Raw genomic sequence first — 12580 nt, forward strand, 5'->3', positions numbered from 1 at the left:
TTTTTATTCGCGTCTGATGGGCCCGATTACTCGGGCTTGTTCAGATACTCGCCGGCATCCGCATCGGTGCCGGTGCCCGAGGTCACGACTTCGCCAAGCGCGTCGTCCCCCGTGCCGCCGGAATCGCGCGGTGAGCGGGCGAGTTCGGCGTCATGCTCTTCCTTCGCCGACTTCGGCGCGATGATCGAGGCTTCGGCCATCTTGCGCTGGGCGACGCGCATCGAGGCGTCGCGGCTGTTCGCCACGACCCGCAGGCGGTTGAGACCTGCGCCGGTGCCTGCCGGGATGAGCCGGCCGACGATCACGTTCTCCTTCAGACCCATCAGCATGTCCTGCTTACCCTGAACCGCGGCCTCGGTGAGAACGCGGGTGGTCTCCTGGAACGATGCCGCCGAGATGAAGCTGCGGGTCTGCAGCGACGCCTTGGTGATACCGAGCAGGATGGGCTTGCCCTGTGCACGGGTCTGCTTCTTGTCGAGCTTCTCGTTCGTCGCGTCCATCTCCTCGCGATCGACCTGCTCGCCCTTCAGCAGCGTGGTGTCGCCGCCGTCGGTGATCTCGACCTTCTGCAGCATCTGACGAACGATCGTCTCGATGTGCTTGTCGTTGATCTTCACGCCCTGGAGACGATAGACCTCCTGGATTTCCGACACGAGATACTCGGCGAGGGGCTCGATACCCATCGTCTCGAGGATGTCGTGCGGATCGGGCGAGCCGCCGATCAGGTTGTCGCCGCGCTTGACGTAATCGCCTTCCTGCACGTCGATGACCTTCGACTTCGGCACCAGATACTCGACGACGTCGCCGCCATCCTCGGGCTGGATGCCGATCTTGCGCTTCGCCTTGTAATCCTTGCCGAACACGACGCGGCCCGAGATCTTGGCGATGATCGCCGAGTCCTTGGGGATACGCGCCTCGAACAGCTCGGCAACGCGCGGCAGACCACCGGTGATGTCGCGCGTCTTGGCGCTCTCGCGGCTGACGCGGGCCACGACGTCGCCGCCGAACACCTGTGCGCCATCCTCGACCGACAAGGTCGCACCGATCGCCAGCATGTAGCGGCCGGTCTCGCCCGACGTCTCGTCGAGCAGGGTCATGCGCGGACGCAGATCCTCCTTCGACTTGGTCGCCGCACGATATTCGATCACGACGCGCTGGGCGATACCCGTGGCTTCGTCGGTCTGCTCGGTGAGTGTCTTGCCCTCGATCAGGTCGACATACTTGATCGTGCCCGGGTTCTCCGTGATCACCGGCATGGTGAACGGATCCCACTCGGCCATCCGGTCGCCACGCGACACGATGTGGCCATCGTCGAACAGCACATACGCACCGTAGGGGATACGATCGACCGAGAGCTCGCGGCCGTCCATGTCGACGATCGCGATTTCACCCGAGCGGCTGAGCACCACGCGACGGCCACGCTGGTCGACGATGATACGCAGATCGCGGAACTGCACCGTACCGTCGGCATGCGCCTCGAGGTTCGACGTTTCGTTGAGCTGCGCTGCACCACCGATGTGGAACGTACGCATCGTCAGCTGCGTGCCCGGCTCACCGATCGACTGCGCGGCGATGACGCCGACAGCTTCACCGATGTTCACCGGCGTACCGCGGGCGAGATCACGCCCGTAGCACTTGCCGCAGACGCCGATCTTGGACTCGCAGACCAGCGGGCTGCGGATCTTGCACGACTGCGTGCCGAGGCCTTCGATCGTCGTGATCATCGGCTCGTCGAGCAGCGTGCCCGACGGGATGATGACCTTGCCGGTCTTCGGATCGGTGATGTCCTCCGCGGTCGTACGACCGAGGATGCGCTCGCCGAGGCTTGCGATCGTCGAACCACCCTGAAGGATTGCCTTCATTTCGAGTGCGCGCGTCGTGCCGCAATCAGGTTCGATGATGACGCAATCCTGCGACACGTCGACCAGACGACGCGTGAGGTACCCCGAGTTCGCCGTCTTCAACGCCGTATCCGCGAGGCCCTTACGAGCGCCGTGGGTCGAGTTGAAGTACTCAAGGACGGTCAGGCCTTCCTTGAAGTTCGAGATGATCGGCGTCTCGATGATCTCGCCCGACGGCTTGGCCATCAGGCCACGCATACCGGCAAGCTGCTTGATCTGCGCCTGCGAACCACGAGCACCCGAGTGGGCCATCATGTAGATCGAGTTGATCGGCTTTTCACGGCCGGTCTCCGTATCGACCTTCACCGCACGGATCTCGTCCATCATGGCGTTCGCGACCTGGTCGCCGCAACGGCTCCAGGCGTCGATCACCTTGTTGTACTTCTCCTGCTGCGTGATCAGACCGTCCTGATATTGCTGCTCGAAGTCCTTCACGAGCGCCTTGGTATCATCGACCAGACCGACCTTCGCGTCCGGAATGATCATGTCGTCCTTGCCGAACGAGATGCCGGCGCGGAAGGCGTGGCGGAAGCCGAGCGTCATGATCGCATCGGCGAACAGCACGGTCTCCTTCTGGCCGGTGTGACGATAGACCTCGTCGATCACGTCGCCCACGTCCTTCTTGGTGAGCAGGCGGTTGACGGTGTCGAACGGCACCTTGTGGCTGTGCGGCAGGCACTCGCCGAGCAGCATGCGGCCCGGCGTCGTCTCGTAGCGCTTGAGATACTGCTTGCCGTTCTCATCGGTCTGCGGAACGCGGCTGATGATCTTGCTGTGCAGCGTCACGGCCTGGGCGTTCAGCGCCTGATGCACTTCGGCCATGTCACCGAGCAGCATGCCCTGGCCCGGCTCGTTCTCCTTCATCATCGACAGATAATAGAGACCGAGAACCATGTCCTGCGAGGGCACGATGATCGGCTTGCCGTTGGCGGGCGACAGGATGTTGTTCGTCGACATCATCAGGACGCGCGCTTCCAGCTGCGCTTCGAGCGACAGCGGGACGTGGACGGCCATCTGATCGCCATCGAAATCGGCGTTGAACGCGGAGCAGACCAGCGGGTGAAGCTGGATCGCCTTGCCCTCGATCAGCACCGGCTCGAACGCCTGGATGCCCAGACGGTGAAGCGTCGGCGCACGGTTCAGCATGACCGGATGCTCGCGGATCACCTCGTCCAGGATGTCCCAGACTTCCTTGCGCTCCTTCTCGACCCACTTCTTCGCCTGCTTCAGCGTCATGCTGAGGCCCTTGGCGTCGAGGCGTGCGTAGATGAACGGCTTGAACAGCTCGAGCGCCATCTTCTTCGGCAGGCCGCACTGGTGCAGTTTCAGCTCAGGCCCGGTCACGATGACCGAACGACCCGAGTAATCGACGCGCTTGCCCAGAAGATTCTGGCGGAAGCGGCCCTGCTTGCCCTTGAGCATGTCGGACAGCGACTTGAGCGGACGCTTGTTGGCGCCCGTGATCGTGCGACCGCGGCGACCATTGTCGAACAATGCGTCGACGGCCTCCTGCAGCATGCGCTTCTCGTTGCGGACGATGATGTCCGGCGCGCGGAGCTCCATCAGGCGCTTCAGGCGGTTGTTGCGGTTGATCACGCGGCGATACAGATCGTTCAGATCCGACGTCGCGAAACGACCGCCGTCCAGCGGCACCAGCGGGCGCAGCTCGGGCGGGATGACCGGAACGACCTCGAGGATCATCCATTCGGGGCGGTTGCCCGAATCGATGAAGCTCTCGACGACCTTCAGGCGCTTGATGATCTTCTTGGGCTTCAGCTCCGACTTGGTGACCGCGAGCTCTTCGAGCAGCGTGGTACGCTCACCTTCGAGGTCGAGCGACTCCAGCATGATGCGGACCGCCTCGGCACCGATGCCGGCCGAGAACGCGTCCTCGCCATACTGGTCCTGCGCGTCGAGGAGCTCGTCCTCGGTCATCAGCTGGTACTTCTCGAGCGGGGTCAGGCCCGGCTCGATGACGATGTACGCCTCGAAGTACAGCACGCGCTCGAGCTGCTTGAGCTGCATGTCGAGCAGCAGGCCGATGCGCGACGGCAGCGACTTCAGGAACCAGATGTGCGCGACCGGGGCGGCGAGCTCGATATGGCCCATCCGCTCGCGGCGGACCTTCGAGACGGTGACCTCGACGCCGCACTTCTCGCAGACGATGCCCTTGTACTTCATGCGCTTGTACTTGCCGCACAGGCACTCGTAATCCTTGATCGGACCGAAGATGCGCGCGCAGAACAGGCCGTCACGCTCGGGCTTGAACGTGCGATAGTTGATGGTCTCGGGCTTCTTGATCTCGCCGAACGACCAGCTGCGGATCTTGTCGGGCGATGCGATGCCGATCTGGATCTGGTCGAACGTCTCGGCCTTGGCGACCGGATTGGCGAAGGGGGTCATCTCGTTCATGAGCTGTCCTTAGGAAAAATCTTCCCCCCTACCGCTTGCGGGAGGGGGAGGGGCCCAGCCTCTTCAGGCTGGGAGGGGGTGGGCGCCCGGCATCGGCGTCGCGTTTCGCTGCCGGCCGGGAGCCCACCCCTCGGTCCCCTCCCGCGAGCGGGAGGGGAGGGCACAGGGGTTACTCCGCCGCGATCTGGATGCCGTCGCTGTCGAAGCCGGGCTCCGACTGCTTCAGGTCCACATTCAGGCCCAGCGAGCGCATTTCCTTGACGAGCACGTTGAAGCTCTCCGGAATGCCCGCCTCGAACGTGTCGTCACCCTTGACGATCGCCTCGTAGACCTTGGTGCGGCCGACCACGTCGTCCGACTTCACCGTGAGCATTTCCTGCAACGTGTACGCCGCGCCGTAGGCCTGGAGCGCCCAGACCTCCATCTCGCCGAAGCGCTGACCACCGAACTGCGCCTTACCACCCAGCGGCTGCTGCGTGACGAGCGAGTATGGCCCGATCGACCGTGCGTGGATCTTGTCGTCGACCAGATGGTGGAGCTTGAGCATGTAGATGTACCCAACCGTCACCTTGCGATCGAACTTGTCGCCGGTACGTCCGTCGAACAGGTCCGACTGGCCCGACGGGTCGAGACCCGCCAGTTCCAGCATCGCCGACACGTCCGCCTCGCGCGCACCATCGAACACCGGCGTCGCCATCGGCACGCCGCCCTTCAGGTTCTTGGCCAGCTCGATGATCTCGTCACCCGAACGGGCGTCGATCTCTTCGTGATACTGCTCGCCATATACCGTCTTGAGACGATCGCGGACCGCTTCCGGCATCGCGCCGGCCTTGGCCTCCGGATTCTCCTCGCGCCAAGTTTCGAGCGCGTGGGTGATCTGCTGACCCAGACCGCGTGCGGCCCAGCCGAGATGCGTCTCGAAGATCTGCCCGACGTTCATGCGCGACGGCACGCCCAGCGGGTTGAGCACGATATCGACCGGCGTCCCGTCGGCGAGGAACGGCATGTCCTCCGCCGGCAGGATGCGGCTGATGACGCCCTTGTTCCCGTGACGGCCAGCCATCTTGTCGCCCGGCTGCAGCTTGCGCTTCACCGCGACGAACACCTTGACCATCTTCAGCACGCCCGGCGACAGCTCGTCACCACGCTCCAGCTTCTCGCGACGATCGTGGAACTTGTCCGTGATCAGCTTGGCGGCATCGTCATACTGGATCTTGACCGCTTCCAGATCGCTCTGGATCTTGTCGTCGGCGACCGCGAACTTCCACCACTCGTGGCGGTCGACGCTGTCGAGCAGATCCATGTCGATCACGACGCCCTTCTTGACGCCCTTGGGCGCCGAAGTGGCCGTCTGGTCGAGCAGCATCTCGCGAAGACGCGACCAGGTCGCACGGTTCAGGATCGAACGCTCGTCGTCCGAATCCTTCTTCAGGCGCTCGATCTCCTCGCGCTCGATCGCCATCGCGCGCTCGTCCTTGTCGATGCCGTGGCGGTTGAAGACGCGAACATCGACGACCGTACCCGACACACCCGGCGGCAGGCGAAGCGAGGTGTCGCGCACGTCGCTAGCCTTCTCGCCGAAGATCGCGCGGAGAAGCTTCTCCTCCGGCGTCATCGGCGATTCACCCTTGGGCGTTATCTTGCCCGCGAGAATATCGCCCGGCTCGACCTCTGCGCCGATGTAAACGATGCCCGCTTCGTCGAGGTTGCGAAGCGCTTCCTCGCCGACGTTCGGGATGTCGCGCGTGATGTCCTCAGGCCCGAGCTTCGTGTCGCGGGCCATCACCTCGAACTCGTCGATATGAATCGACGTGAACACGTCGTCCTTCACGATCCGCTCGGAGATCAGGATCGAATCCTCGTAGTTGTAGCCGTTCCACGGCATGAACGCGACGAGGCTGTTGCGACCCAGCGCCAGCTCGCCGAATTCGGTCGACGGACCGTCGGCGAGCACGTCGCCGGCACGGACCACATCGCCCACCTTCACCAGCGGACGCTGGTTGATGCAGGTCGACTGGTTCGAGCGCTGGAACTTCATCAGCGTGTAGATGTCGACGCCCGACTTGCCGGCATCGATTTCGCCGGTTGCACGGATCACGATACGCGCCGCGTCGACCTGGTCGACGATGCCCGCACGCTTGGCCGAGATGGCGGCGCCCGAGTCACGTGCGACCGTCTCTTCCATGCCGGTGCCGACGAACGGCGCCTCGGCCTGGACGAGCGGCACGGCCTGACGCTGCATGTTCGAGCCCATCAGCGCGCGGTTGGCGTCATCGTTTTCCAGGAACGGAATGAGCGATGCGGCGACCGAGACGAGCTGCTTGGGGCTGACGTCCATCAGCGTGATGTTGTCGGGCAGCGCCATCAGGAATTCGCCCGCCTGACGCGACGAGACGAGTTCCTCGGTGAAGCCGCCGTCACCGGTCAGATCGGCGTTGGCCTGCGCGATCGTGTGCTTGGCCTCTTCCATCGCCGACAGGTACACGACGTCGTCGGTCACCTTGTGGTCGACGACCTTGCGGTACGGGGTCTCGATGAAGCCGTACTTGTTGACGCGGCTGAACGACGCAAGGCTGTTGATCAGACCGATGTTCGGGCCTTCCGGCGTCTCAATCGGGCAGATGCGGCCATAGTGCGTCGGGTGAACGTCGCGAACTTCGAAGCCGGCGCGCTCACGCGTCAGACCACCTGGTCCAAGTGCCGACACGCGACGCTTGTGGGTGACTTCCGACAGCGGGTTGGTCTGATCCATGAACTGCGACAGCTGCGACGAGCCGAAGAATTCGCGGACCGCGGCAACCGCCGGCTTCGCGTTGATCAGGTCGTTCGGCATGACGGTCGAGACGTCGACCGACGACATGCGCTCCTTCACGGCGCGCTCCATGCGGAGCAGGCCGACGCGATACTGGTTCTCGAGCAGCTCGCCGACCGAACGGACACGACGGTTACCGAGGTTGTCGATATCGTCGATCTCGCCCTTGCCGTCCTTGAGGTTCACGAGCGTCTTGATGACCTCGAGAATGTCCTCGGTACGCAGCGTCGTGACGGTGTCCTCGACGTCGAGGTCGAGACGCATGTTGAGCTTCACGCGGCCCACGGCCGACAGGTCGTAGCGATCCGGATCGAAGAACAGACCCGAAAACAGCGCCTCGGCGGTCTCCAGCGTCGGCGGCTCGCCGGGGCGCATCACGCGGTAGATGTCGGACAGCGCCTGCTCGCGCTCCTCGGCCTTGTCGACCTTGAGCGTGTTGCGGATCCACGGGCCGGTCGCGACGTGATCGATGTCGAGCAGGTCGAGACGCTCGATGCCTGCCTGGTCGAGCAATTCGAGGTTCTCGGCGGTCACTTCGTCACCGGCTTCGATGTAGATGCGGCCGGTCGACTCGTCGATCAGATCGTAGGCCGAATAGCGGCCGAAGATTTCCTCGGTCGGGATCAGCAGGTCGGTCAGACCGTCCTTGAACGCCTTGTTTGCGGCGCGTGGGGAAATCTTCTGGCCGTTCGGGAACACGACTTCGCCGGTCTTCGCATCGACGATGTCGAACATCGGCTTCTGGCCACGCCAGTTCTCGACCTGGAACGGAACGATCCAGCCACCCTGGCCGCGGACGAACGTCACGCGGTTGTAGAAGTAGTTGAGGATCTCTTCCGACGTCATGCCGAGCGCGTAGAGCAGCGCCGTGACCGGCAGCTTGCGCTTGCGATCGATGCGGACGTTGACGATGTCCTTCGCGTCGAACTCGAAATCGAGCCACGAGCCGCGATACGGGATCACGCGGGCCGCGAACAGATACTTGCCCGATGCGTGCGTCTTGCCGCGATCGTGGTCGAACAGGACGCCCGGCGAACGGTGCATCTGGCTGACGATGACGCGCTCGGTGCCGTTGATGAAAAAGGTGCCGTTCTCGGTCATGAGCGGCATGTCGCCCATGTACACGTCCTGCTCCTTGATATCGATGACCGACTTGGCCTCGGTATCGGGATCGACCTCGAACGCGGTCAGGCGCAGCGTGACGCGCATCGGCGCGGCATAGGTGATCCCGCGCTGGCGGCATTCCTCGACGTCGAACTTTGGCGGTTCAAGGACGTAGTCGTCGAAATCAAGATAGGCGGTGCCAGCGAAATCCTGGATCGGGAACACGCTACGCAGCGTCTTCTCGAGGCCCGAGACATGGCCGATCGACTTGTCGGAGCGCAGGAACTGCTCGTAGCTCTCGCGTTGGACCTCGATCAGGTTCGGCATCTGCACGACTTCGTGGATGTTGCCGAAGACCTTGCGGATGCGACGCTTTGCGGTGCCGCCGTCGCGACGCTGCTTGGCAGCGCCCTCGTTGATCGCCTTGGAAGCCATAGGTTATTTGCCCTCAATAAACTGACGGGTCAGCCGTAATTTCGTGCCCGGGAACCCCCGGACGGGGCGTGCAGTAACGCAAAAAGGCCGCGCGCAATCACCTGCGGCGGCTTTCGGCGAATGAAACCCCGGCATCCAATACGATCGACATGCTGCGCGACGGCCTGTCATTTCCCGGATGCTGTGGTGAGAGGCTCATATAGGACGGTGGCCGGCGCTTGTCAAAGCGGTCCGGTCGCGCGTGGTAAATGTCGAAGACGGGATGCCCTCGCGGCCAGGCGAGCGCGGCGCAACGGCCCGTGGAAAAATATTTGTAATAAAATCACAATGCCACGCAACGGCTTATTGGGCGACGAGCGACCTGGTGCGGGTGCGGCGCTGTTCGCGGGGATGACAGTGCTGATCAGGATTAGTAGATACCAATTGGCTACCGGGATTGAATCCGCCGCACGGCGGGCCTTGCCGGTGGCGTTCAGCCGTCATTCGTCAGCGTCCACCCTATTGCCGAGTTCACGCCCATGTCGATAGCCGCCCGGTCGGACCCGTCCGCGTGAGCGCCGATCCCAGTCTGGCGCCCCCACCGGGTGCGGCAGCAGGTTTCGGCCCGGGGCTGGCAAGCCCGGCCTCCGCTTGTCTGCCTGTGGCGGGGGACGGGAGCGCGGTTCTGCCGCGACTGCTGTTCGTCCATGCCGCCGACGCGGCATCGTGCCAGGCGCACGCGGAACTGCGGTCCCGTGGCTATGCCGTCGCCTGGATCGGTCATGCGGCGGAGATCGCGGCGGGAACGGCGTTCGCGCCTGACGTCGTGATTGCCGACGCGCAATCGCGTGGCGACGATCTGATCACCGTGCTCGATCAGATCGGGCACGAGGGCCGGATCTGCCCGGTGATCGAGTTGCGGCCGCCGGGCGAATATCCGTCCGCCGTCCTCGGCGAGGCGACGATCGGCGAGCATCCGCTCGTCGGGTCGCTCGAACGGACCTACAAGATCGGCGCCCTCACCGCGATCCTCGCGTCGCTCGCGACCGGGACGGGCCGTTCGGATGACGCTGCGGGCGATCGGCGCATGATCTCGGCGCTGCTTGCAGGATCGCGGCTGCTGCCTAACCTGCATTACGAGTTCCTGCCCAAGATCGACCTGACGACCGATCAGGTTGCCGGCTATGAAGCGCTCGCCCGGCTGCGCAACATCCCGGGGGTGAACCCCGAATGGCTGTTCGCCGCGATGACCGATGCGGGGATCGAGGCGGCAGCGACGATGAAGGCGGTCACCGCCGCGCTCGACCTCTGGCTTGCGCTGAGCGTCGAGCAACGGTCCGCGCCGGTCGCGATCAACTGCAGCCAGGCGGTGCTGGCCGATCCGCTGTTCCAGGCGGCGCTGGGCGATGAATTGCGCCGGCGCGGCGTCGCGTCGAACGGGCCGGGACGGGGCGTCCTGATCATCGAGATCACCGAGGATGCCCGGCCGGTCGATACCCAGCGGCTGGTCCGCGACATGAACGGGTTGCGCGATCTGGGCGTGGTGTTCTCGCTCGACGATTTCGGCAAGGGGGCGACGAATTTCGATCGCGTCTTCACGCTGCCGATCGCCGAGCTGAAGATCGACAAGGACTTTTTCGGCCATTGCGCACGCCACGTGCACGAACTCGGCATACTGCGCGAGGTCGTCCGGTCCTGCCACGCGCGAGGGCTGAGCACGGTCGTCGAGGGGGTCGAGACCGAAGAGCATCTCGCGATCGCCCGCGACCTGGGCGCTCGCTGTGCACAGGGCTTCTACTGGGGTCGGCCGATGGCGGCGGGGAGCTTCGCGCACGTCCGCGTGATCTGAAGGCCAGCGGTTCGCGATGCGGACGATCATCTGGTCGCCCTCGCGGCGCGGCTCATCGCATGGCGGCTTGCCGCCGCGGTTCGTTCGGCCTCCCCGCGCTAGCGTTGCAGGAGGGAATTTTCGACGATGAGCATACAATGGCGCCGCGCGCTTCTGATCGTGCCGGCTGGCCTGGCGCTGGCGCCGCCCGCGGTCGCGCAGGAGGCGGGCCAGACGTCGGACGCCGCGTCGCAGCAGTCGACCCCACCGGCGCCCGCCGGGGCGGTTCGCGGGCTCGAGCCGCTTCAGGCCCGCGACACGGGGACGGCAGCGGTTCCCGTACCCGATACGCCGCGACTGGTTCTGCCGGCTGCGACCACTGCAGAGGCTGCGCCGCGCAGCCGTACCCCCGCGCGGGCGCCGGCGACACGCAGTGCAGAGCCCGATACGCCGCGAGCCGCGCGGGTCGATGCCGATACGACGTCCCGACGTGCAGCGGAGGCCGTGCCGTCCGCCGCACCGCGCGACGCGGCGGACGTTCGGACAGATCCGGCACCCCCATCGACCGTCACCCCGGCGCTGACCACACCGGCCCCAGCCATTCCGGCAACCACCGCGAGCCCCGAAGTCGCCCCCGCCGTCGCGCCGTCCTCCGCCCCCGTCGAGCGCACGATCGCTGCGCCGGAGCAGGGCAGGGCGATGCCGTTCTGGCTCTGGCTGGCGGTCATCCCGATCGTCGTCATCGCGCTGTGGTTGCTGCGCAGGGGGCCGCGTAAACGGCATGATCGGCTGGACTATCACGAGCCCGAACCGCTGACGGAAGCCGAGGCACCGCCAGCAAGGCCGCTTCCCCCGCTACCCACGCCGGCGCCGGTCCCGCCGAGCCCCGCGCGGGTGGTGACGCCGACCCCGGCGATCGCACCGCCGTCCCCGCCTGAGCTCGCGACGGCGGCAACCCCGCAATTTCTCGACCGGCGCGCGCGCGAGCCGGAGCGGGCGCGTCTGTCGGTCGAGCTGCGCCCGCTTCGTGCTGGGTTGAACCTGCTCAGCGCGACGGCCGAGTGTGAGCTCGTGGTGACGAATGTCGGTGCGGGCATCGCGGAGGCAATCCGCGTCCAGGCGGTCCTGCTGAGCGCGCATGCCGGCCAGGACGCCGATCTGACGGCGGTGAATGCGGGTCAGGTCCCGCGTCCGGCGACTGCGCCGTTCACGCTCGCGTCGGGAGAGTCGCGCACGATCCGCACGGTCTCGGCCATGTCGCGTGAGGCGATCCACAGCATGACCGCGGCCGACCGGCCGATGTTCGTGCCGATCGTCGCGGTCAACATCCGCTATGCCAGCGGGACGATCGCCGGTCAGACCGCGCGCGCCTGGGCAATCGGTGTGGAGCGGGTCGACTCGGCCAAGCTTGCGCCGTTCTGGCTCGATATCCCCGCGCGCATGTATGACGGGATCGCCGCGCGGCCCCATGCGCCTGCGATCGAAGTCTAGCCGCTCAGACGACGGGCCGGGTTGCATCGACCCGGCCCGGTTGCGTTCTATCAGGCACGAAAAAAGGGCGACCCCATCGCTGGGGCCGCCCTTTTTTTGCTGCGGCCAGCAGGGGCAGGGCCCCTGCTTCGTCGGTCGGCATGAATGCCGCCGGCCGGCCTTGCGGGGAGTGCGCTTCAGCGTGGCTGAAGCGTCTCTCCCGCTGCGGCTTACTTGACCTCGACGGTCGCGCCAGCTGCTTCGAGCTGTGCCTTGATCTTGGCGGCTTCGTCCTTCGACACGCCTTCCTTGACGGCCTTGGGAGCCGACTCGACCAGCGTCTTGGCTTCGGTCAGGCCGAGCGACGTGATCGCGCGGACTTCCTTGATGACGTTGATCTTCTTGCCACCGTCGCCGGTCAGGATGACGTCGAATTCGGTCTGCTCTTCAGCGGCCGGTGCGGCTGCGCCGCCGCCAGCTGCCGGTGCTGCGACCGCTGCTGCGGCCGAAACGCCCCACTTCTCTTCGAGCAGCTTCGAAAGCTCAGCTGCTTCGAGAACGGTCAGTTCGCTCAGGCTCTCAACGAGCGCGTTCAGGTCTGCCATGATAAATCTCCATCTCGGGGCATGTGCCCCATCA

The 12580-nt window shown here is 65.1% G+C and carries 5 protein-coding genes; 2 read left to right on the forward strand and 3 right to left on the reverse strand.

Annotation, left to right across the window (positions count from 1 at the left end):
- Positions 1 to 26: 26 nt before the first annotated feature.
- Positions 27 to 4313, reverse strand: coding sequence for a DNA-directed RNA polymerase subunit beta' (gene rpoC, locus SOM18_RS06375; RefSeq protein ID WP_031393739.1), 4287 nt, complete (start codon positions 4311 to 4313; stop codon positions 27 to 29).
- 169 nt (positions 4314 to 4482) lie between these two features.
- Positions 4483 to 8664: a DNA-directed RNA polymerase subunit beta gene (gene rpoB, locus SOM18_RS06380; protein WP_031393738.1), complete on the reverse strand. Its 4182-nt coding sequence runs from the start codon at positions 8662 to 8664 to the stop codon at positions 4483 to 4485.
- 550 nt (positions 8665 to 9214) lie between these two features.
- Here rpoB and SOM18_RS06385 point away from each other — a divergent pair.
- Both SOM18_RS06385 and SOM18_RS06390 read left to right on the forward strand, forming a co-directional pair.
- On the forward strand, positions 9215 to 10492 hold the full coding sequence (locus tag SOM18_RS06385) for an EAL domain-containing protein (RefSeq protein WP_152555548.1): 1278 nt from the start codon (positions 9215 to 9217) through the stop codon (positions 10490 to 10492).
- Positions 10493 to 10618: 126 nt separating this feature from the next.
- On the forward strand, positions 10619 to 11962 hold the full coding sequence (locus tag SOM18_RS06390) for a hypothetical protein (RefSeq protein ID WP_320481460.1): 1344 nt from the start codon (positions 10619 to 10621) through the stop codon (positions 11960 to 11962).
- A gap of 209 nt (positions 11963 to 12171) precedes the next feature.
- On the opposite strand, the gene rplL is transcribed toward SOM18_RS06390, so the two are convergent.
- A complete protein-coding gene (gene rplL, locus SOM18_RS06395) occupies positions 12172 to 12546 on the reverse strand; it encodes a 50S ribosomal protein L7/L12 (protein WP_031392842.1) in 375 nt (124 codons plus the stop codon).
- Positions 12547 to 12580 lie beyond the last annotated feature (34 nt).

The organism is Sphingomonas sp. CFBP9019, assembly GCF_034045155.1.
In the GTDB taxonomy this organism is placed as follows: domain Bacteria; phylum Pseudomonadota; class Alphaproteobacteria; order Sphingomonadales; family Sphingomonadaceae; genus Sphingomonas; species Sphingomonas aerolata.

Bases quoted from the DNA above. Each gene is read 5' to 3' on its own strand.
- rplL (WP_031392842.1), bottom strand. From the start codon at position 12,546: ATGGCAGACCTGAACGCGCTCGTTGAGAGCCTGAGCGAACTGACCGTT.
- rpoC (WP_031393739.1), bottom strand. From the start codon at position 4,313: ATGAACGAGATGACCCCCTTCGCCAATCCGGTCGCCAAGGCCGAGACG.
- rpoB (WP_031393738.1), bottom strand. From the start codon at position 8,664: ATGGCTTCCAAGGCGATCAACGAGGGCGCTGCCAAGCAGCGTCGCGAC.
- SOM18_RS06390 (WP_320481460.1), top strand. From the start codon at position 10,619: ATGAGCATACAATGGCGCCGCGCGCTTCTGATCGTGCCGGCTGGCCTG.